Source organism: Castellaniella sp. MT123, from assembly GCF_039614765.1.
In the GTDB taxonomy this organism is placed as follows: domain Bacteria; phylum Pseudomonadota; class Gammaproteobacteria; order Burkholderiales; family Burkholderiaceae_B; genus Castellaniella.
Map to the genome: position 1 here is coordinate 1,314,232 of NZ_CP154879.1, position 20,233 is coordinate 1,334,464.

20 protein-coding genes are annotated in these 20,233 nt (G+C 65.9%); 2 read left to right on the plus strand and 18 right to left on the minus strand.

Features of this window, described 5'->3' with window-relative positions:
* Positions 1-18: 18 nt before the first annotated feature.
* The 7 genes from yghU to ABCV34_RS06100 all read right to left on the minus strand — a co-directional run bounded on the left by yghU (position 19) and on the right by ABCV34_RS06100 (position 5,627).
* Positions 19-864, minus strand: a complete 846-nt coding sequence (gene yghU / locus ABCV34_RS06070; protein ID WP_345798311.1) for a glutathione-dependent disulfide-bond oxidoreductase — start codon at positions 862-864, stop codon at positions 19-21.
* Positions 865-973: 109 nt separating this feature from the next.
* Positions 974-1,171, minus strand: a complete 198-nt coding sequence (locus ABCV34_RS06075; protein WP_345798312.1) for a DUF2892 domain-containing protein — start codon at positions 1,169-1,171, stop codon at positions 974-976.
* 113 nt (positions 1,172-1,284) lie between these two features.
* Positions 1,285-1,503: a SlyX family protein gene (locus tag ABCV34_RS06080; protein WP_345798313.1), complete on the minus strand. Its 219-nt coding sequence runs from the start codon at positions 1,501-1,503 to the stop codon at positions 1,285-1,287.
* 25 nt (positions 1,504-1,528) lie between these two features.
* Positions 1,529-2,791, minus strand: coding sequence for a M20/M25/M40 family metallo-hydrolase (locus ABCV34_RS06085; protein ID WP_345798314.1), 1,263 nt, complete (start codon positions 2,789-2,791; stop codon positions 1,529-1,531).
* A gap of 44 nt (positions 2,792-2,835) precedes the next feature.
* Positions 2,836-3,876, minus strand: coding sequence for an allantoicase (gene alc, locus ABCV34_RS06090; protein WP_345798315.1), 1,041 nt, complete (start codon positions 3,874-3,876; stop codon positions 2,836-2,838).
* Between the two features lie 38 nt (positions 3,877-3,914).
* On the minus strand, positions 3,915-4,844 hold the full coding sequence (gene puuE, locus ABCV34_RS06095; RefSeq protein WP_345798316.1) for an allantoinase PuuE: 930 nt from the start codon (positions 4,842-4,844) through the stop codon (positions 3,915-3,917).
* A gap of 24 nt (positions 4,845-4,868) precedes the next feature.
* On the minus strand, positions 4,869-5,627 hold the full coding sequence (locus ABCV34_RS06100) for a GntR family transcriptional regulator (protein WP_345798317.1): 759 nt from the start codon (positions 5,625-5,627) through the stop codon (positions 4,869-4,871).
* A 267-nt stretch (positions 5,628-5,894) separates the two neighbouring features.
* On the opposite strand from ABCV34_RS06100, the gene uraH reads away from it, so the two are divergent.
* Both uraH and ABCV34_RS06110 read left to right on the plus strand, forming a co-directional pair.
* Complete coding sequence (gene uraH / locus ABCV34_RS06105; RefSeq protein ID WP_345798318.1) at positions 5,895-6,248, plus strand: hydroxyisourate hydrolase; 354 nt, start codon at positions 5,895-5,897, stop codon at positions 6,246-6,248.
* A 51-nt stretch (positions 6,249-6,299) separates the two neighbouring features.
* Complete coding sequence (locus tag ABCV34_RS06110) at positions 6,300-7,517, plus strand: urate hydroxylase PuuD (RefSeq protein ID WP_345798319.1); 1,218 nt, start codon at positions 6,300-6,302, stop codon at positions 7,515-7,517.
* 10 nt (positions 7,518-7,527) lie between these two features.
* Here the strand turns inward: ABCV34_RS06110 and ABCV34_RS06115 are convergent, their stop codons facing one another.
* The 11 genes from ABCV34_RS06115 to ABCV34_RS06165 all read right to left on the minus strand — a co-directional run bounded on the left by ABCV34_RS06115 (position 7,528) and on the right by ABCV34_RS06165 (position 20,198).
* Complete coding sequence (locus ABCV34_RS06115; RefSeq protein WP_345798320.1) at positions 7,528-8,580, minus strand: hypothetical protein; 1,053 nt, start codon at positions 8,578-8,580, stop codon at positions 7,528-7,530.
* Positions 8,581-8,617: 37 nt separating this feature from the next.
* Complete coding sequence (locus ABCV34_RS06120) at positions 8,618-9,130, minus strand: type 4 pilus major pilin (protein WP_345798719.1); 513 nt, start codon at positions 9,128-9,130, stop codon at positions 8,618-8,620.
* Between the two features lie 237 nt (positions 9,131-9,367).
* Positions 9,368-10,483 carry a pilus assembly protein gene (locus tag ABCV34_RS06125; RefSeq protein WP_345798321.1) on the minus strand — a complete coding sequence of 372 codons (1,116 nt, stop codon included), beginning with the start codon at positions 10,481-10,483 and terminating at the stop codon, positions 9,368-9,370.
* On the minus strand, positions 10,480-12,180 hold the full coding sequence (locus tag ABCV34_RS06130; RefSeq protein WP_345798322.1) for an ATPase, T2SS/T4P/T4SS family: 1,701 nt from the start codon (positions 12,178-12,180) through the stop codon (positions 10,480-10,482). The genes ABCV34_RS06125 and ABCV34_RS06130 overlap by 4 nt, the downstream gene beginning before the upstream one ends.
* Positions 12,177-12,668 carry a hypothetical protein gene (locus ABCV34_RS06135; RefSeq protein WP_345798323.1) on the minus strand — a complete coding sequence of 164 codons (492 nt, stop codon included), beginning with the start codon at positions 12,666-12,668 and terminating at the stop codon, positions 12,177-12,179. The genes ABCV34_RS06130 and ABCV34_RS06135 overlap by 4 nt, the downstream gene beginning before the upstream one ends.
* The gene (locus ABCV34_RS06140) at positions 12,652-13,908 is read right to left on the minus strand and encodes a hypothetical protein (RefSeq protein ID WP_345798324.1); all 1,257 of its coding nucleotides are present in this window, start codon (positions 13,906-13,908) and stop codon (positions 12,652-12,654) included. Before ABCV34_RS06140 ends, ABCV34_RS06135 begins: the two co-directional genes overlap by 17 nt.
* A gap of 2 nt (positions 13,909-13,910) precedes the next feature.
* A complete protein-coding gene (locus tag ABCV34_RS06145) occupies positions 13,911-15,503 on the minus strand; it encodes a hypothetical protein (RefSeq protein WP_345798325.1) in 1,593 nt (530 codons plus the stop codon).
* Positions 15,500-16,429: a TcpQ domain-containing protein gene (locus tag ABCV34_RS06150; RefSeq protein WP_345798326.1), complete on the minus strand. Its 930-nt coding sequence runs from the start codon at positions 16,427-16,429 to the stop codon at positions 15,500-15,502. The genes ABCV34_RS06145 and ABCV34_RS06150 overlap by 4 nt, the downstream gene beginning before the upstream one ends.
* 155 nt (positions 16,430-16,584) lie before the next feature.
* The gene (locus tag ABCV34_RS06155) at positions 16,585-17,901 is read right to left on the minus strand and encodes an extracellular solute-binding protein (RefSeq protein WP_345798327.1); all 1,317 of its coding nucleotides are present in this window, start codon (positions 17,899-17,901) and stop codon (positions 16,585-16,587) included.
* A gap of 3 nt (positions 17,902-17,904) precedes the next feature.
* Complete coding sequence (locus ABCV34_RS06160; protein ID WP_345798328.1) at positions 17,905-19,158, minus strand: D-amino acid dehydrogenase; 1,254 nt, start codon at positions 19,156-19,158, stop codon at positions 17,905-17,907.
* Positions 19,155-20,198: a CDP-6-deoxy-delta-3,4-glucoseen reductase gene (locus ABCV34_RS06165; protein WP_345798329.1), complete on the minus strand. Its 1,044-nt coding sequence runs from the start codon at positions 20,196-20,198 to the stop codon at positions 19,155-19,157. The genes ABCV34_RS06160 and ABCV34_RS06165 overlap by 4 nt, the downstream gene beginning before the upstream one ends.
* Positions 20,199-20,233: the final 35 nt, after the last annotated feature.

Consider the following 20,233-nt stretch of genomic DNA (forward strand, 5'->3'; position numbering starts at 1 on the left):
GGGATTGATACGACTGTCCTACACCAATCCGTTGAAGTCCGATGCGGCATGGCGTTCGCGCAAAGTCCCCTCGGCTGTGCGATTGACCAGCCTGCCCCGCCGTACAGCGGGGCGTTCCGCGATCTGATCCGCCCAGCGCACAACATGTCGGTAGTCCTGCGCCGACAGGAACTCGGCCGCCCCGTATGTCTGCCCCAGCACCAGCCCGCCATACCAGGGCCAGATGGCGATATCGGCAATGGTATAGGCGTCGCCCGCGATAAATTCATGCTGTGCCAGACGCTGGTCCAGCACATCGAGCTGACGCTTGGTTTCCATGGCAAACCGGTTGATCGCGTATTCGATCTTGGTCGGTGCATAGACATAGAAATGCCCGAACCCGCCACCGACATACGGCGCGCTGCCCACCTGCCAGAACAGCCACGACAGGCATTCCACCCGCGCGGCTGGCTCGGTTGGCAGGAAGGCGCGGAATTTTTCCGCCAGATACAGCAGGATCGCGCCGGATTCGAAGACGTTGACAGGCGCAGGGCCGCTGCGATCGACCAGCACCGGAATCTTGGAATTCGGATTGAGCGCCACGAAGCCGCTGCCAAACTGGTCGCCCTCGCCGATGCGGATCAGCCAGGCGTCGTATTCGGCGCCGGTATGGCCGGCCGCGAGCAGTTCCTCGAGCATCACGGTGACCTTGATACCGTTGGGCGTGCCCTGGGAATACAGCTGCAGGGGATGATCGCCCACGGGCAGCACCTGCTCGTGCGTCGCCCCCGACACCGGACGATTGACGTTGGCAAACCGCCCACCGCTGGGCTTTTCCCAGGCCCAGACCTTGGGTGGAACGTATTCTGACGACTGACTGCTCATTGCTTGACTCATGCTGATGACCCCGGGAATCCGGCGTGACACGAAAATTCTACGCCACCGGGCCATTGCGGAGCCCGGCGAGCAGGCCGGGATCCCGTGCGGCCAACGTCTACTGACGGGACTTCAGCGGGCAGGTGTTGATGCCCAGCACGGCATACAACGGGCAGAAGCGGAACAGCGCCGTGGCAATCGCAACCAGCCCCAGCCATCCCCACCATCCGATGGTGCCATTGGCAGCCAATACGATGAGCACCAGCCCAAGAATCAGGCGCAGGACGCGATCGATCGTTCCGACATTGAGTTTCATATACCCCCCGTGAATGGATTCAGTGAATGCACAGCAAGACTATTTCAACACAGGGGGCACAACACCGGTTTGCGCCATGTCAGACCTGGCGGGCAAATGCGCTCGACGCTCAATCAATAATGCGGCGGACGCTCGTCCTGTGGATTGCGGGCGCCCGAGCCGCCGTCCGGCGACTGCTGCTGGCGCAGGCCGGCCAGTTCCCGCGCCAGGACCTCGATCTGCTGTTGCTGGCGAAACACCGTCTGGTTCAGGCGATCCAGCAGATCATCGGCATAGACGGACTTCAGCTCCAGTTCGACGATGCGCTTTTCCAGCGCGGCAACTTCATTCATGGTCACGGCTCCAGGCAATCCGTCATTACAGCACAGGGCCTGCGAGGAAATCCGCCAGCATGCCGGCCACGACCTGGGTCGCGCCTCGCAGATCGCCGAGTTCGATGTGCTCGTCGGCCTGCTTCGCCCGGGATTCCAGGACGGTGCGCGGACCAGCGCCGTACATGACGGTTGGAATCCCCTGCTCGGCATACAGGCGGGCATCGGCATACAGCGGCGTGCCGACCGCCAGAATGGCCTCGTCGAACACGGCCAAGGCATGCCGCTGCAGGCTGGCCACGAGCTTTTCGTGACCGGACAGCGGCCGCAGAGCGCGGGCCAGGAGCAGGCGACGAATCGTCACCGTGATGCCTGGCAGGCCCACGACCGCCGACTGGATGAAGCCCCGAACCTGCGCCTCGACCTGCTCCGGATTTTCTTCCGGAATCAGCCGGCGGTCCATCTTCAGGACCACCCGACCTGGCACGACGTTCGTGTTGGTGCCGCCTTCGATCCGGCCCACGATCATGGTGGGATTCGTGATGCCGTCGATCGCGGAATGAATCTCGTCCAGCGCCGCCGCCTGACGATAGACCTCGTCCAGGATACGGCTGGCCGCCCGCAGGGCATCGTGCCCTGTCTTGGGCGCCGAGCCATGCGTGGCCTTGCCCTCGACGGTGACCTCGAACTGCAGGCAGCCGTTATGCGCCGTCACCACGGCGTGGCTGAAACTGGCGCACAGGACGTAATCCGGCCGCGTCAGGCCATGTTCCAGCAGCCAGCCCGGCCCCTTCAGGCCGCCGAACTCCTCGTCGTAGGTGAAATGCAGTTCCACGGCGCCCTTCAACGCGGCGCCGCTGGCCTCCAGCGCCCGCACGGCATGCAGATAGGTCGTGAAATCGCTTTTGGACACGGCCGACGCGCGGCCGTACAGGCGGCCATCGATGACTTCGCCACCATAGGGATCATGAGTCCAGCCCTCGCCAGGCGGCACCACGTCGCCATGCGCGTTCAGGGCGATCACCGGCCCGCCTGGCGCGTACCGGCGGCGCACGATCAGGTTGGTGATGCTTTGCATCCCGTAGGCCCGGATTTCATCATCGGGCACCGCGTGGCGTTCCACCTGCCAGCCCCAGCCCTCCAGGATCCCCGCGACGACTTCGGCATGTGGCGCGTTGTTTCCCGGTGGCGTATCCGTGGGCACGGCCACCAGTTGGCGCAACAACGCCACCTGATCGTCGAAATGATCGTCCACCCAGGCATTCAGGCGGGCGGACAGGAAGGAATCGGTGGATACGGTCGTATTCATCGGTGGTCTCCTGGATGCCGGGCGCCCGCGGACGCCCATGCCGATCAGCGGGCCAGACGCCCCCAGATGCGCACGCGGCTGATACCGCCGTCGGGGAACATGTTGACCCGAACGTGCGAGACCGGGCCGACCGGTGGCAGGACGGCACCTTCGTAGAAGTGCTGCTTGTCCATCTCGGTCTTCTGCTCGCCCAGGACCACAGGCCAGAACATGGCCTGCGTCACCAGCGACTGATCCGTGGATTCATGGACCAGCGCCCCCTGCACCGATACACGATCCGGGTAATTACCCTTGAAGTGAGCGGTGTCGATCTCGATCTTTTCAACCACGACCGGATGACCCAGTTCGATGATGACCCAATCATTGCCGGGTTCGCGGCGGCGGCGCGTTTCCCAGCCGTCACCCATGTCGACCCCGCGGCCCGGCGTGAGCAGCGGCATGGGCGAACCGAAGTGGGAATCGTTGTAGGCCACGATGCGACCGCCGTTGGCCAGCGCCGAGACTTCATACAGCGCGTCCGGATCCTTCTTGTCCCAGTCGCAGGCCGGCTGGCCATACACGCGCAAGCGCGCCACGCCGCCGTCGGGGAAGATATTCAGACGCAGGTGCGTCCAGACGCGATCATCCGCGATTTCGACGAAATGATGGGAATTTCCCTGCAGGGATTTTGCCGGAACGATCTCGACCCATTCGGTCCCATCGTCGGGCTCGCCGTCGCAACGGGCGACCTGCACAGAGGCTGCCGGGGGAAAATTGCCGGTGAAGTGGCTGGTGTTGATGTCCAGGCCCTTGATCGTGCCGGGCAGACCCAGCTTGACGATGGCGGTGTCGTTGCCGCCATTGCGGCGGCGCCGGGTTTCCCAGCCATCCATCCATTTCCCGTGATCGTCGAATTTACCGACGATGAAGACGGGTTCCGAATCCTGCAGCATGCGCTGCGCGCCGGCGAAAAATTCATCCGTGCAGGACAGGACCCGGGCCCCCAGCTTATCGCTGGCCAGGTTCGTGTGGCGGGTGGCAAACGGAGGCAGATCGACGGCAGGGGCGTCGATCACGGTGCCGACGGGCAAATTGGGGGAAACCATGGTGTTACGCTCCAAAAATTCAGAAAAAACGCGGCGGATCAAGCCGCCTTGAAGGGATGTTCCTTCACCCAGTGGCGCGCAATATCGGCCCGGGTGGCAACCCAGACGCGGTCGTGCTTCTGGATGTGATCCAGGAAGCGCTGCAGACCGGCAAAGCGGCCCGGGCGGCCGATCAGGCGACAGTGCAGGCCCACGGACATCATCTTGGGCGCGGTTTCACCTTCCGCGTACAGCACGTCAAAGGCGTCGCGCAGATAATGGAAGAAATGGTCGCCGGTGTTGAAGCCCTGCGGTGAGCCAAAGCGCATGTCGTTGGTGTCCAGCGTGTAGGGCACGATCAGCTGCGGATGTTTTTTCCCGCCGCCCAGGTCCACCTCGGTCCAGAACGGCAGATCGTCGCCGTAGTAATCGGCGTCATACAGGAATTTGCCTTCCTCGGCGACGATGCGCAGCGTGTTGGGGCTGTCGCGCCCGGTATACCAGCCGTCGGGGTGGCGGCCCAGCAGCCGCGTCACAATCTCGACACAGCGCTGAAAATGTTCGCGTTCCACCGATTCGGATGCGTTCTGATAATGGATCCAGCGGTAGCCGTGGCAGGCGACCTCATGGCCCAGTTCGACGAAGGCGCGCGCGACCTCGGGGTTGCGCTCCAGCGCCATGCCCACGCCGAACACGGTCAGCGGCAGGCCCCGGCGCTCGAACTCGCGCAGGATGCGCCAGACCCCGGCCCGCGAGCCGTATTCGTAGATGGATTCCATCGACAGGTGACGGTCGGGATAGGCGGCCGCGCCGATGATTTCCGACAGGAACTGTTCAGACCCGGAGTCGCCGTGCAGCACGCAGTTTTCGCCGCCTTCCTCGTAGTTGACGACGAACTGGACGGCCACGCGGGCCTGGCCGGGCCAGTTTGCCTGCGGCGGGGTGCGACCATAGCCGGCAAGGTCACGGGGGTAATGCGGATCGGTCATGAAGGGTCTCCTGAAGAATGAACGTCAGCGCCGCACGCTGAAGGCTGACCAAGGATCGGGCACGCCGTCGCCGGGCGCCTCCATCCGTTGTTCGCAGTCCTGTAAATGATGGTTCATGGCTGACTTCGCCTCTCGGGCGTCGCGTCGCCGGATGTGGGCCAGAATGTCCTGATGCTCGACATATGAGCAGGCGCTGCCTTCGGGGCTGCCGCCCAGGGCGATGATGAGCGTGGTGCGGGCGCACAGACCCGACAGCATGTCGGTCAGCACCTGGTTATCCAGCAGCCGCGCCAGTTCGACGTGAAAGGCGTTGGACAGACGAATCCAGCTGATGCGGTCGCCCTGTTCGTACGCGCGCCGTTCCCGGTCCACCATGTCATCCAGCGGCGCCAGGCGTGATTCCAGGTCGTCAAGCACCACCAGCTGGTCGATCGTGATGTTTTCCAGGGCGCGGCGCATGGCGAACACGTCGCGCACTTCCTTCGGGGTAGCCTGCCAGACACGCGCACCACGGTTCGGCTCGATCAGCACGATCTTGTCGTAGGCCAGCCGCGCCAGGGCGGCCCGCACGGTGCTGCGCGAGCAGTCAAAGATCGAACACAGGGTGGCCTCGGTCAGCTTGGCCCCAGGCAGCAGACGGCGGTCCATGGCGGCATCGAAGATCTCGTTATAGACACGGTCCACATCAGACGGGCTGTCGGCGCGTTTCGGATTACGCAGAGACGACGCCCGGGGAGCGCGCAGATCCGGCGAGACGCCTCTTGAGGGTTTCAACTTGAGCATCGGTACGAACGATTCAGAATCGGCTGCAATGATCAACAAAAATTGTTGACAATTATTGGGGATCACGCCAGAATCGTCAACACAAATTGTTGACGATCTGTCGGGCCCTTGGGGTTGTACGCTTTCGCATACCACCCAAACCCGACGCAAACCATCCTGCCCCGAGGCCATCCGCTCCCATGCGGTCGCCTCGCGAACCGGTGCCACGCACCGGGACGGCCAGACCGGGGGCCATACTGGCGGGATACTGACCGGGGATTCAATCTCATGGGAAAACTTTCCACCCATGTCCTGGACACCGTTCACGGTGTGCCGGCTCAGGGCGTCGCCCTGGAACTCTATCGCCTGGACGGCGAAACCCGCACCCTGCTCACACAGACGGTCACCAACCAAGACGGCCGCTGTGACGCGCCCCTGCTCAGCGGCGACGCGCTGACCAAGGGCACCTACGAGCTGGTCTTCCATGCCGGAGACTACTTCGCCCGCAAGGGCATCAGCCTGCCCGAACCACGCTTCGTCGACATCGTCGTCCTGCGCTTCGGCATCGCCCACCCGGAACAGAACTATCACGTTCCCCTCGTGGTCACGCCGTGGACCTGGTCCACGTACCGCGGCAGCTGATCAAGAAGATACGTCCCACCCCCATCGAATACAAGAAGAGGAGACCTCGCCATGGAAGGCTTTTTCCTGGAATACGGCAATCTGCTGCTGCGCTGGCTGCACGTGATCGCCGCCATCGCCTGGATCGGCGAATCGATCTATTTCGTCATGCTGGACCTGAGCCTGCACGCCCCTAAGGGCGAACTCAGCAAGAAGCTGGGCGTCCACGGTGAAATGTGGGCCGTGCACGGCGGCGGCTTCTACCACAACCAAAAATACCTGACCAATCCGGCCGAGCTGCCCGACGACCTGCACTGGTCATTCTGGAAGGCCTACACCACCTGGCTGTCAGGTTTTGGCCTGTTCATGCTGCTGTACCTGCTGAAGGCCGACATCTACCTGGTCAACCCCGCCAGCCCCTGGGAATGGGCACGCCAGATGGGCGGCGTGGAAGCCGGCACGCTGGCCGTGCTGTTCCTGGTGGTGGGCTACAACGTGTATTCGCGCCTGTGCCGCATCATCAGCCCCACCGTCAATCACGACGGCTGGCTGAGCGCCGCCGTCGGCGTGATGATGATCATCACCGCCTGGCTGACCAGCCAGATCTTCCCGGGCCGCGCGGCATTCCTGATCACGGGCGCCCTGATGGCCACCTGCATGTCGGCCAACGTGTTCTTCTGGATCATCCCGGGCCAGCGGCGCATGGTCAACGCCCTGAAAGCCGGCAAAAAACCCAACCCTCTGGATGGCGCCTGGGGCAAGCAGCGGTCGGTGCACAACACCTATTTCACGCTGCCGGTGATTTTCCTGATGCTCAGCAACCACTATTCGTTCACGTATTCGAACCCGCATGCGTGGCTGATCATGGTGCTGTTCATCTTCGCCGGCGCGGTGATCCGCCAGTACTTCGTGCTGCGCCACACGGGCAAGAACGACCTGCGCTACCCCGCTGCCGGCATCGTCATGCTGGCCCTGATCGGCTGGATCGCGGCCCCGGCGCCGGGCGCGTCCCAGGCCGCCGGCCAAGCGAGCGGTGCGTCATCGGCCGTGACGGTCGGCCAGGTCCACGGCATCGTGGCCTCGCGCTGCGTCGAGTGCCATTCCGCCAAGCCGACGCAGGCGGGCTTTGCCGCCGCCCCGGCCGGCATCATGCTGGACACCAAGGCGGAAATCATCCAGCATGCCGCGAAGATCAAGGAAGTGGTCGGCAACAAGTACATGCCGCTGGCCAACCTGACGCAGATGACCGACGCCGAACGCACCGTGATCGCGGCCTGGAACGGGAAGTAAAAGCGCGGTTTCAGCGATTGGGCAGGCACAGGTATCCCCGGCTCAAGCCTTCGAGCGCGGTCAGGGAACCGCTTTCAGCCACCTGCACATCGCTGTACCCCGCCGCGCAGGAGCAGCTGCCGGTCAGGGGATTCGCCGTCGTGACCCCTGTCGCACTGGCACAGCCCTTGCGACTGTTGTACATGTATCCACCGCCCGCCGGCCGGGCCAGTTGCTGCCACGTACCGCCCAGGCAGATCAACAGCCCCGGGTAGCGCTCATCACGACCCAGCGCCCTATCGGTCGAGCAGGCGGCGTTTCCCCTCCATCCCTTGTCCAGTACCAGTCCGTCGCGTGCCTGCAGCCAGGTTCCGCTGCGCACCGCCCCTGCCACGGAAGCATCCCCCTGAAAGTCCGGGTCGCGGGGATCGCGCACCCGCAGATGGTCCGGGTCATCCGTCGAGCCGCCGGGCGGCAATGCCGGATCGGTCCCGATGGGTAGCCAGACCGCCAACGCAACTGTGCCGGCCCCCCATCCCCAGGCTGAATCGGGGGCAACGGCAAGCCCCGCTCCGCGCAGCAGACCGGGTTGACGCGGCCAGACAACCAGGCCGCGCCCACCGGAGGCTTGCAGCCACTCAGCCACCAGTTCCTCGTCCACCCCGCCCTGACGATGCAGCAGGCCCGTGCGGCTGGCGATCAGGGCCTGCAGCCGACAGGGCGTCTGGGGGCATGAGCCATCCCGCACGATGCGCAGATCGAGTGTCTGACCTAGAGGGCCGTTTTCCTCCCAGCCCGGTGGCAACAGACCCGTCGCCCGCAGCTCCGCCCACGTGGGTGCCGACCAGTCGGCAACACCTTGCGCCGCCAGCGCCGTCGGCGTGTCCGCCCGCATCAGCGCGTCAGCCTGCTGTCGAAGGAATGCCTCGGCTGTCTGACGAGCGGGCTCCATCCACGCCGCCAGGGCCCGCGCCTGCAACGCACGCGCCCGCCGCGCCCATTCCTGGCCCGCCCAGACCGCCAGCGCCAGGCTGAGGATCGCCACGATCATGAATTCGACCAGGAGAGATCCCTGCTGGTCCACGAGCCTGCGGCGCCATGGGTACCGGTCAGACCGAAGATCAGCGCACATGAAACACGAACTGATTGGTATCGCCCCTGGCGCAGACGCCCTCGGCCGACAGCGCACTATAGGGGGTGGTCTCGTCCTTGACCGTGCGGGCCGCCCCCCCATCCGCGCTGACCGTGATCCGGTCGGCCACCCGCTGCAGGACGGATGCGATCGACGGGCAAGCGGCATGGTTCACACGCAACAGACGCAGCAGAAAGCCCGCGCCGGCATCGGTCGGTTCGACTTCCACTGTGCCTCCACCTCCCAGGCCATGCAGGACGGAACCGTCGCCGGCACGGGTGAGTACGGTCGAATCGGCCACCATGGACGCCAGATTGGCGGTCCCGATGGCGACATAGGGCGGATCGCCGGCGGTACCCGCATTAACACGCGTATGCATGACAAATCGCACCAGTTCCTGACCGACCTTGGGCACCTTGTTCTCCATGACGTACCCGCCAATCGCCGGAATACTGATGACCGCGATCAGCAACACGATGGCCGTGACGATGGAGACCTCGATGAGGGAAAAACCCTGCTGCCTGCGTCGCGGATCACGCCCCCACGCGCTTTCCGGACTGTCCTGTCCCGCACCGGCCTCGTCTCGGGCGATCCGCCGCACGACACTCGTCCGCGCCCGGCATTCGGCCTGCCGGCGAATCTGCCGGCGCTGCCGGCGTTCCCGGTCGACGGACGGCCATGTTTCCCATTCCCGCATGTTGCCTCCTTTGCCGGTCCCCCGGCCACGACATGCCGTCCATCATTGGCCGGCATGAAACATCATCCAGCCTCGACGCAATTCATCGATGGCCGCGTAATGCCACAAGCCGATCCCCAACACGACGACCACTCCCGCCAGCAGCACGAACCAGCGCAAGGCTTGCGCTTGAACCCGGATACGCGCAAGCCAGACAGTTGCCATGCGATCATGGGCGGCCTGCAATCCCGCCTGCAGGCCGCGCGCCTGCGCCATGTCCTCCAGGTACCAGTACAGGTCGCGATCCAGCAATCCCGTGTCGAAAGCCGCCGCACCGGCCAGACCCTGATCGACCCGCCAGACCATATGCTGGAGATGGGAAGCCATCCAGGGGCTGGCACCGTCATGGAACAGGACCAGCACGGGCCGCAACTGGGACGAACTGCCGGAACCGGGCTGCAGCAGGATCGACACCAGCGCCAGCAGCCGAAGCGCCTGAACCTGGCGATACAGACGCCAGGGGCCGATACGGTCCAGCCGCTGACGCCACATGCCATGCGATCGCGGCAGCGTGTGCAAACCGACCGCCAACCCGCCCAGTACCGCAAGCGGCCCGACGAAACCCCAGGTGCGCAAGCCATCGGCGCAGGCGAACAAGGCGCGCGTCCAGCTTCCCTGGAAAGCCACCGGCAACCCCTGGAAGGCCTGCTGCAGAGCAGGCACGGTCCAGGCTGGCAGTGCAAGGATCAGCAAGCTGACCACCATCAAGGCGGCAGCCGCCGCACCCAGCGTGGCCCACAGCAGCTGCTGTGCCTGAATCATCAAGGCCAGATGCCGGGCCAGCGCCTGAAAGCAGGCCAGCAGACGCGCATTGCCAAAAGCCTGGGCCGCCCGGATCAGCGCGAGTTCGTCCGGCGGGAAGCAGCCGGTCCAGGTCACGTACAGGTCCCCCCCGCTGGTTTCGCACGCGGCTGACCAGTGGCGCGACAGCCTTCCCCGCACCGCATCCGGCCCGTAACGCAACGCATCCCGGTCGAACAACTCGCGCAAGGTCAGGCGTCCCTGGGTCGCTGTCAGGATTGCCTGCAGGTAGTCGAAGTAATCGGCGCGCCCGTTGGCAAAACGCCAGGCATCGGAACGCAGCCGCCAGCCGGACAGGATGGAGCCTACAGCCATCATGGAGCACCTCCATCGCGCCGCGATGAGATGGGGTCGCCCTGCCGCTGGCTGCGGCGCAGCATGAGCGTCTCGAACGCTATGAAGCGCACCTCGACATCGCGAGGATCGAGCAGGCCGGCGGCGGCCTTGTCCATGGCATGCGCCATGGCACTGTCGCGCGGATCCGGCAGATACCCCTGGCCACGCTCGGTCAGGTCGACCGACAGGCCGGGTTCGATGAGTTCGGCAGCCACTGTGCGGCCCCGGTAGCCCGCCAATTCAGGGAGCTGCGCCACCCGGCAGTTTGCGCATCCCGCAGGATCGCGCATGCGCAGCCGGCAGGCATCGATGCCCCAGGTCTGTTCGATCCAGCCCAGCCAGCGCCGCCAATCGGCCGGCACACCCCCCTGCTGGCGCACGAGCTCTCCGGGGTCCGCCGGACCCGCACAGTCTGGACACAACCGCGGCAACAGAACCTGGGACACCAGCAGTTTGAGCACCCCCGGCGTTTGCAGGAAATCCCGTGGCACCCCAATAAATTCCGAAGCCAGCCGGTCGACGATGGCGCGGGCGGACGGCGCATGCACCGTGGTATAGACATTGACCCCGGAACCCGCGAGATCCATGAATGCCAGACCGCTTTCGGCATCGCGGATTTCCCCCAACAGGACGTCACTCATGGCGGAACGCTTCAATGTCCGCAGCTTGGCGGCGTAGCGGCCATGCGCCTGCTGATCCAGATCCCTGCCGATGGTGTTCTGCACCGCCTGCGCGATCCGGTATTCGACCGGTTCCTCTAGTGTGATGACCTTGCGATGGTCCGGCAGTCCGCGAATCAGAGTGGCCAGGGTCGTGGATTTCCCCGACCCCACCGTACCGGCCAGCACGATGGCTCCGCCCTCGGAGCGCATGACACGATCAAAACGCGCCATCTGGTCCGGACGATACCCGAGGGAATCCAGGGTGGCATGCACCGGATCCGCGTCCCGCGACAGGAACCGCAGACACACGCTGGGCCCCCGATCCGCCGCCAGGGAAGCCCAGCGCAAGGTGTAGGCCCTGCCATCGACCCGGCGCAATAGACTGCCCTGCTGCTCCAGCAAAGGATCAAAGACCGCTCCGTTTCCCCCCTGGATATCCATCCAGGCGACCGACAGCACGTCGAGCAGCAGATCCGTCGGCATGGGGCGGAAACGCTCGGGCGCGACGTAACGCCCGGCCACGGTATAGCGGACCTCAGATTCCGGCGCATCCCGATATACGTTCAGGTGCAGATCCGTGGCCCCCTGGCGCACACCCCATTCCACAAGATCCTGAAAAACACCCGCAAGCGCGGTCGGCGTCCGGTCGGCCGCGCGCATCGACGGCATGGCTGCGCCGGGATTCCTGGACAGCGCCAGCAACAAGGCGGCCGGCAGCACATAGCGGGCGGGATCGGACAGACGATAGCCAGCCGACTGGATGCGGCGGACAAGCGCGTCAGCCTGATCGCCCCCCACATATTCCGCTCGCGCCAGCAGGGTCACGCTGCCATCGGCACGCTCCACCGGACAAAGACGGTCCGCAAGCGCTCGCACCCCGAACTGCTGGTCCAGCAGGCGGCGCACAGGCGGCTGCAACGCCGACAGCTGCTCCGGCTGATCAATGGTCGCCGCGCGAGACAGATCGAAGGGTACCGGCGGCTCGGCAAGCCGCAAGGCCGGAGACCAGATCTTCATGGCCGCACCTCGCCCAACAACAGGCGCAGGCACAAGGAATGACGATCCTCTCCGCGCTCCAGCTGGACGCAGGCCCCGTTCATGCCGCGCAACTGATACACCCCCGCATCCCCGGCATGTCCGGCGGGATAGGCCTGCCCCCGCACGTACAGATACCCGCGCGGCCCCACCTGAACCTCGGCCATCAGGGTCTGGCCAACCCCGTACAGGGCAACCAGCCGGGGAGCCAGGACAGGCCGCACAGGAACATCCGCCAGGCGGGAGCCCGACCGTCCGGGGGATCCTGATGGAGCATTTTGCGCATCCCGCAGATCCTGCTGCATCAGGTCACGGACGGACTGGACCTCCCATTGGTCCTGTTCCCCGGAAGGCTCCGTGGCAAGCTGCGCGGGCAGCATGGCCGGATACAACCCCAGGACACATCCCGCCAGCCACAGAGGCACGCGGCGCGATGACTGGTTCAGGGCATCCCTAGCGACGGTTTTCATAGACGGACCCTTCCAGATGCAAGATCAGACGGCTGGCCCGCAGGGCCGGCCGGGTCCCTGGCGCATGCGACAGGGATGCCTTTTGCCAGGACACGGATTGCGCCAGCGGGGCCAGAAGCGCCGCCGAACGCAGCGGCCCTTCCACACGCAAGGGCCGCAGGGCCAGTGCTGGCAGGTCGTCCGGCTGAGGCTGGGGCCGACCCTGCGCATCCCGGGGTGCCGGAATCGCCAGAGGACGCGGCGAATCGACGCGCAAGGTGGTGAAGGCAGGCAACACGGCCTGCAGTGCGCTTGCCCAGTCGCGTGCCAGCAGACGCGTGGTTGGCAGGCCAAGAGGATCCGGTGCCCGGCCGTCCAGGGTGAGCGGCCAGCTCGCGTGGGCGACATCGAGTGACGGGAACTCCACACGCCAGCCGGCGGGCGCGGCGCGCAACAGGCCACGATTGTCCGCCTGCGAACCCAGGCGGCGATATTCGCTGCGGCACTGCCAATGCGGGCCATCCATATTCCGCTGGCAACTCAGGTTTCCCAGAACCCAGCCTGCCAGCCGGGCCGGCTGACGATACAAGGCCTGCAGCAAGGTCCGGGTGCCCTGCTCTCCATGAATGGGATGCCGCGCAAGGGTCAGAGCCAGCGCCTGCTCCCAGGCCCGCCGGCCATCCTGCGCCGGCTGAGCCTGGGCCTGACCCACATATCGGTTCCAGCCGAAGCCCAGCATCACGACAACCGTCACCAGCAGCCCCACCAAGGCGGGGCCATGACGGCGTACGCGCGTCAGGGGCGTGGAAACCACCGATTGACGAGCCAGGCGCTGGAGAATCTCCCCACCCCCAGGGTCGGCCTGAAGAACCTCCATCTTCGGGTAGGCCAGGAGCAAGGCTTCGATGGCCTTTGCCGCCATGTCGGGATCCGGATAGCCACGGTCAGCGCGGGCAAGCACCACGCCTTCGTGACAGGCCAGGACATGCCAGGTCCGCGGGTCCGGCGTCAGCACGCAGGCGACTGTTCCCCTCGGGTGAAGGCGCGTCAGGAGATCAGCCGCGGACCAACAGGACTGTCGCAAGGACACACCGCGCGCCAGCCCCAACGCGGCCGGGGGATTGCCGGAGAGCGCCAGATGGGAAGCCTGCTCGCGGCGCGCTTGAGTCCGTACCCGGTCGGGCACCCCCAGCAAAGGCACCCAATCCAGACCGAATACCAAGGGCACCTGATCAACCCAGACGAGGCGAGCCTTCCGCATGATCAGAGCCCCTCTTCGACCTGTGCTGTGATGATCAACACTGTGGCCAGACGCTGCGAATTGAGCTGATCTCCTCCGCCCAGGATGGCTGGCAGGCCCGGGTTCAAACGCCGTTCGGCCGATTCGGACTGCCGCCGGTCGAAGCCGGATACCACCAGCGGCTGCCCCGGCTGCAGCGCCAGCTGCTGCACCGTTCCGTTGCCTTCGATGGTCAGCTGTTGCAGCTGCAACGGATTGGCTTTATCGCCAAAGGTCACGGTCTTCAGCGGCTGGGCCACGGTATTGTCGTAGGCCAGCGAGAGCAGGATCTGGCCGTCTTCCTGGGCATCGGGCACCAGGGTCAGCAGGGAACCCACCGTTTCTTCCTTCTGGTTGACGGAGACGGCAGGAACCGCCAGCCCGTTGGCACCGGACAATGGCGTGGTTTCCACCCGGTCGATGTATGAGAACGTCGTCCGCACCGCATGCGTGACAGGCCGGCGATTGAGGGTCAGCATCGGCACGCTGCTGCGCCGCACGAGCTTGACGGATTCCCCCATGGCCCGGATCACGGCTTCGCTACCCGTCATCGGCCCCTGTACCACGCCCACGCCCAGACGGCCAACAGGTTCCGTCGCCAGGGCCGGCATTGCCAGGCCCGCAGCCAGCCTGGCCCCGGAGAACACCACGTTCCAGTCCAGGCTGACCTGGGCCTGTTCGCTGAGCGCAACGGTCAATTCTTCGAAAATCAGCCGCACGCGCCGGGTCAGCGCCCGGTTTTCCTGATCCAGATAGCGCGCGATGCGATCCAGCACATCGGGGGTATCGGTGACGACGATCGACGCTCCGGCGCCCGGTTCGGCGACCAGCAGGCCGGCACGCGACAGAAAGGGTTCGATCCGGGCCCGCACGGTCTTCATCACATCCTGCTCGCCGCTCTTGAGCTGCGTGCTGGATGTGCTGACGAAGCCGCCCTCGGCCTGCTTGGCCCCCAGGCCCAATGAGGCCTGCGCCCGCGCGTCCAGCGTCAACGCCCGCACATTGAAAACCCGGGTGTCGGTCCGGAAGAATTCAATGCGCCCCTGCTCGTAACGCCAGCGCACCCCCAGGTTGGCCGACAGCCGGTCCAGGATGTCCGGCAGCGGCGCGGGCGCGGACGCCAGATCGAACGGCCGCGCCGGATCCGCGACCGGCGTCCCCTGACCCGCCGTGCTGGCCAGCCGCGGCAGGAAATGCCAGGCAGGCAGCACGGCATCGGGGCGCACGTGCACCGGGATCCCGGTGACCGAGGCAATCCGCCGGGCGATCAGACGCAGGTCGTCGGTGCCATCGGCGAACAGCAGGGTCGTGCGGACCTGGGCGCGCAAGGCCGGCGGCAGCGACAGCTCGCGGGCAAGCGGCTGAGGACGACCGGCGACCCAGGGTTTATCGATTTCCTGAGTGGCATGTCGCTGCCCGGGATTGGTCAGGGATCGTGCGAACTGCCCATGGCCCTGTTCAACCGACTGGTCCGCCTGCAGATAATCGCGCGCTGCCTGCCGCAGACGTTCCGGCAAGGCACAACCGGACAACGCCAGACAGGTAGCCAGCAGCCCGCACGACAGGCGCCGGTTCATGATTCCGCCCCAGGCTGCTGCGTGCGGTCGCAGCGTTGGGCCAGAGGGATCACCCGCAGTACCTGGTTGGCGTAAAAGCAGGGTTGCACGGGGCGATCGCCCAGTTCGGTCGCCGCCAACAGGCCACGGACCGCGGCACGAAATGGTTCCTTGAAGACCGCGGAACCCGCCAGCGGGATATCGACGTCCACGGCCCAATGTTCCGCCTCGAAGGTCCAGCCTGCCAGGCGCGCCCAGCGCGCGAGTGCCCGGCGCAGGTTGCCATCAGCGGGAGTCACTTCGAAGGCATCGAGTGGCCGGGTCACAGCGGGATCGACAGCCTCGCGATTGGCGGACGCCCGGGGCTTCTTCCGATCCGCCCTGAGCGTGGCAGTCGCCTGTCCGGTCTTGGCCGGTGCCTGAGGATCGGCGAATTCCGGCATGGCCGGAGACCGGGACACGGGCATGCCGGCCGGGGCTGGCAGGGCCAATGGCTGGGGCCCAGTCGCCACGAGCGGCGGCGCCGCAACGGTCAGCGGCTCGGCTGCGGAAGATGCCGCCGACGCCACCCCGGCCTGCGGCCGCCAGGCCTCGGCCTGCAGCAGGCCGCCCCGAATCACCAGCCGATCGGGAACCCCACGCACAACAAGGTAGTCGCCCTCGCGCCGGGCCTGCAACAGCCGATCGCCCGTCGATGTGCGGGCAAACAGAGCCGGTGCCGTCTGGGTTGGCGGGTACTGCAGCCAGGTCTGACGGCCATCGTCGAACACCTGCAACGGTGCGACGCTGGTGTCCCCTGACAGGCGCCAATCGAAGTGGTATTCACCAACCGGCACCCCCTGGCCGGTCAAATCGCGCCACCAGGCGCCGCCATCCATCGTCGCGCACCCGGTCAGCCCGAGCATCAGCCCAACCGACAGCCCCATCGCCAATACCCGTCCGATCATGCCGCCCTCCGCGAATGAACCCGGACCCGGCGGAAAGAAAAAGGCACCGGATTCGGGGAATCAGGTGCCTATGGTGGCCTGGCGGCGGGACCGCCGCCAGACTGGGAAGTACGAACGGATAAAAAGGCCCCCGGACCGGATCCGGGGATTGTGCGCTAGCGCTGGCGCGCCAGGCGGTTGCCTTCCACCGCGGCCAGGCTCAGCGCCGTCACGGCCGGTTGCTGACCGTCCAACGCGGAATTCAGGATCTGCTGGAAGCGCGTGCGGATCGCCGGGTAGTTCTGGATACGGAAGCCTTGCGCCGTCACAGCTGAACGGCCCGAATAGACCGCGACCAGGCTGCGCCACTGACCCAGGTTGGCGTAATACCCGGCCGGCGTACCGTCGAACGCCGCCTGCGTCACGGGCAGATAACCGGTTTCCTGGTACCAGCGCGTGGCCTGCTGGGGTTGCGCCATCCAGCCCAGGAAGGCGACGGTGGCGTCGGTGACCGGCTTGGGCGATTTCATGACCCACAGCCCGGCCCCGCTGACGAAGGGGTTGCCCGGCAGCTTGGTGACTTCCGGATAATACGGCAGACCCACGACGGAGTAATGAAGCTTGCCCTGGCCGCTGAACTGGCCGATGTGCCCGGAATTGGACATCAGCACAGCGCACTGCCCCTGCGCGAACTTGCCGACGGACTGCTGGCCGACTTCGGGACGCACCATGATTTGCGAACGCACCCAGCTGATCATCAGCGACAGGTGGCGCACGTAGGTGGTGTCGAAGGAAAAGCTGGGCAGGCCCTTGGCCTTGAGGCCATTGTCGGCGCTGGCGTACAGCTGGTTGTTGACCGCCGCCAGGTTTTCCAGATTGATGGACACCGGCAGGTCGGAAGCCAGCGGACACTGGCGCGAGCCATGGTTGGCCAGATCGACCAGTTGGCCCTGCAGCTCCATCCAGGTGCGCTGGGGCGCGGCCGGCGTCAGGCTGGCTTTTTTGAACGCATCCTGGTTGTAGTACATGACCGGGATTTCCAGCATGGCCGGGAAGGCCATCAGGCGGCCCTTGGGATCATGGATGAAGGCGTTGTCCGACGACACGAACCAGCGCACGTCCTTCAGCGGCCCGGTCTTCTGCAGCGTGTACAGGGGTTGGACGTAGGCGCGTTCGGAGATTTCTTCCAGTGTATGGCTGTCGCCGATCTGGGCCAGGGCCGGCAGGGTCTTGGTGCGCGCAGCGGCATCCAGTGCCTGGTTCAGCGCGTCCGGCGTGTCGAACGCGCGGACCTTGACCTGGACGGCGGACTGACTGCGGTTGTAGGCCTTGACCAGAGCCTGGAAGGCATCGGCATTATGGCCGTTCAGGGTCACCCAGACGGGGACATCCGTGGCCGCCCAGACGGGCGACGCCACGACGGCCGCCGCCAGCACCCAGGCGGCGTACGATCCCGGACGCCGCGCGTCGGAGCCAAATGCGAATTTCATCATGAGTCAATCCAAAAAAGGAAAACGAATGTCCGGCGAGCGCCCCGACACCAGGTCGGCCAGGACGCGGCCGGAGCCGGCGCCCATGGTCCAGCCCAGGCTGCCGTGCCCCGTGTTCAGATACAGGTTGCGGATGCGCGAACGGCCGATCAGCGGCACGTTCGACGGCGTCGTCGGCCGCAGACCAGACCAGAACTGAACGTTATCAAAATCGAGGGCCGTTGGGAACAGGGACCGGGCGTGTTCCACGAGCTGATTGCAACGGACCGTATCCAGGGTGCGCGAATAACCGCCGATTTCCGCCGTGCCTGCCATGCGCAGATGATCGCCCAGCCGCGAAGTGACGATCTTGGCTTCCTGGTCGACCAGGCTGACCATGGGCGCGGCCGCCGGATCCCGCAGGCTGAATGTGGCGGAATAGCCCTTGGCCGGCCAGACCGGGCAGGACACGCCCAGCGGGGCCAGCAACATCGGGCTGAAACTGCCCAGCGCCACCACGTAGGCATCCGCGTGCAGCGCCCGGAAGAAACCGTCGGGCTCGACCAGTTCGGCCACGGAGATCCTGCCGTTGACCGGCACCAGCCGGTTGACCCGCGTGTTGAAACGGAAAGTGACACCCGCCGCCCGCGCCCGTTCGGCCAGGACGCGCGTGAACAGGTGGACGTCGCCGGATTCATCGTCGGCGGTGAAGTCGCCGCCCAGGATCGGACCACGGGCCGCCGCCAAGGCCGGCTCGATGCTCAGGACTTCGGCCGTATCGACCACGCGGCGGTCCACCCCCAGGTCGCGCATCATCGCGGCGCTGGCGCGCGCATGCTCGAATTCGCGCGGATCGCGGTAAAAGGCCAGGATGCCGCGTTCCAGATGGTTGTATTCGATGCTCAGTTCGGTGCGCAGTTCGCGCAGTGTGGCGCGGCTGTACTGGGCCAGCGCCACCATGGCCCGCAGATTGGCCGCGAAGCGCGGTGCCCGGCATTCGTACAGGAAGCGCGCGCACCACAGCCACTGTCGGGGACTCAGGCGCGGACTGACGCGCAGGGGCGCATCGGCGCGTCCGATCCAGCGCAGGACCTTGTGCAGGGTATGGGTGCTGGCCCAGGGCTCGGCGTAGCAGACGGAGATCTGGCCGCCATTGGCCCGGCTGGTTTCCAGCGCGGCGCCGGGGCGGCGGTCGATGACTTCGACCTCGTGGCCGGCCCTGGCCAGCCACCAGGCACTGGACACCCCGATGATGCCCGCCCCGAAGACGGCAACCTTCATGCCTGGACCTCGGCCCGATCGGCTTCCGACGTGAACGCGTCGGCATGGAAGGCCTGCGGCGACAGGCCGCGCTGGTGCACGAAATCGTGCCGGGCGGCCTCGACCATGGGAGGCGCCCCGCAGGCGTAGACCTGATGCCCCGACAGATCCGGAAAATCGGTCATGACGGCCTGGTGTACCCAGCCGGTGCGCCCGGCCCAGCCGTCTTCTGGCAGCGCATCGGAGACGACCGGTACGAACCGGAAACCGGGCAGGCGCGCCCGCCAGCCGCTGGCCAGTTCCGCCTGGTACAGATCGGCAGGGCGTCTTCCGCCCCAGTACAGGACGGCCGCACGCCTGTCGCCGCGGCCCAGCATGCCTTCGATGATGGCCTTGATCGGGGCGAAGCCCGTGCCGCTGGCCAGGAAGATGATCGGACGGTCGTCAGCCCGCAGAAAGAACGAACCCAACGGGCCTTCGATGCGCAGGATGTCGCGCGCCTTCAGGGGCTCGTCCCCCCGGCCGAACACACGGTCGGTAAACGCGCCGCCCGGCATATGGCGCACGTGCAGTTGCACCCGGTGATCGACGGCCTGGGCGCAGGCCATGGAATAGCTGCGCCGCCGACCGTCCTTGAACAGGAATTCCAGATACTGGCCCGGCTGAAACCGAAAGGCCTCGGCCGACGGCAGTTGCAAGGTGACCTCCATCACGTCGGCGGCCAGCGGCGTCAGGGCCTGGACGCGCACCGGCATCTTGCGCACGACGATGTCGCCGCTCATGCGGACCTCTTCGGCCTCGATCACCACGTCCGACGTGGGTCTGGCCTGGCACAGCAGCGTATAACCGCGCGCCAGGTCATCGGCTTCGAGGATGCGCGCCGGCGCCGGGCCCGCGTCATAGCTGCCCGACACCACCCGCCCCCGGCAGGTGGAGCAGGTGCCGTTGCGGCAGCTGTACGGCAGGATCATGCCGGACGCCAGGGCGGCGTCCAGAATGGTCTGGCCGGGTTCGACCGTGAATTCACGGCCTGCGGGCTGAACCGAAACCTTGAAGCTCATGACGGGATCCAGAAACGTGGGCAATACGGCATTTT

Excerpts from the sequence above, each read along its gene's own strand:
- yghU (WP_345798311.1), bottom strand. The coding sequence starts at position 864 with ATGAGCAGTCAGTCGTCAGAATACGTTCCACCCAAGGTCTGGGCCTGG.
- ABCV34_RS06075 (WP_345798312.1), bottom strand. The coding sequence starts at position 1,171 with ATGAAACTCAATGTCGGAACGATCGATCGCGTCCTGCGCCTGATTCTT.
- ABCV34_RS06080 (WP_345798313.1), bottom strand. The coding sequence starts at position 1,503 with ATGAATGAAGTTGCCGCGCTGGAAAAGCGCATCGTCGAACTGGAGCTG.
- ABCV34_RS06085 (WP_345798314.1), bottom strand. The coding sequence starts at position 2,791 with ATGAATACGACCGTATCCACCGATTCCTTCCTGTCCGCCCGCCTGAAT.
- alc (WP_345798315.1), bottom strand. The coding sequence starts at position 3,876 with ATGGTTTCCCCCAATTTGCCCGTCGGCACCGTGATCGACGCCCCTGCC.
- puuE (WP_345798316.1), bottom strand. The coding sequence starts at position 4,844 with ATGACCGATCCGCATTACCCCCGTGACCTTGCCGGCTATGGTCGCACC.
- ABCV34_RS06100 (WP_345798317.1), bottom strand. The coding sequence starts at position 5,627 with ATGCTCAAGTTGAAACCCTCAAGAGGCGTCTCGCCGGATCTGCGCGCT.
- uraH (WP_345798318.1), top strand. The coding sequence starts at position 5,895 with ATGGGAAAACTTTCCACCCATGTCCTGGACACCGTTCACGGTGTGCCG.
- ABCV34_RS06110 (WP_345798319.1), top strand. The coding sequence starts at position 6,300 with ATGGAAGGCTTTTTCCTGGAATACGGCAATCTGCTGCTGCGCTGGCTG.
- ABCV34_RS06125 (WP_345798321.1), bottom strand. The coding sequence starts at position 10,483 with ATGATGGCTGTAGGCTCCATCCTGTCCGGCTGGCGGCTGCGTTCCGAT.
- ABCV34_RS06130 (WP_345798322.1), bottom strand. The coding sequence starts at position 12,180 with ATGAAGATCTGGTCTCCGGCCTTGCGGCTTGCCGAGCCGCCGGTACCC.
- ABCV34_RS06135 (WP_345798323.1), bottom strand. The coding sequence starts at position 12,668 with ATGAAAACCGTCGCTAGGGATGCCCTGAACCAGTCATCGCGCCGCGTG.
- ABCV34_RS06140 (WP_345798324.1), bottom strand. The coding sequence starts at position 13,908 with ATGCGGAAGGCTCGCCTCGTCTGGGTTGATCAGGTGCCCTTGGTATTC.
- ABCV34_RS06145 (WP_345798325.1), bottom strand. The coding sequence starts at position 15,503 with ATGAACCGGCGCCTGTCGTGCGGGCTGCTGGCTACCTGTCTGGCGTTG.
- ABCV34_RS06150 (WP_345798326.1), bottom strand. The coding sequence starts at position 16,429 with ATGATCGGACGGGTATTGGCGATGGGGCTGTCGGTTGGGCTGATGCTC.
- ABCV34_RS06155 (WP_345798327.1), bottom strand. The coding sequence starts at position 17,901 with ATGATGAAATTCGCATTTGGCTCCGACGCGCGGCGTCCGGGATCGTAC.
- ABCV34_RS06160 (WP_345798328.1), bottom strand. The coding sequence starts at position 19,158 with ATGAAGGTTGCCGTCTTCGGGGCGGGCATCATCGGGGTGTCCAGTGCC.
- ABCV34_RS06165 (WP_345798329.1), bottom strand. The coding sequence starts at position 20,198 with ATGAGCTTCAAGGTTTCGGTTCAGCCCGCAGGCCGTGAATTCACGGTC.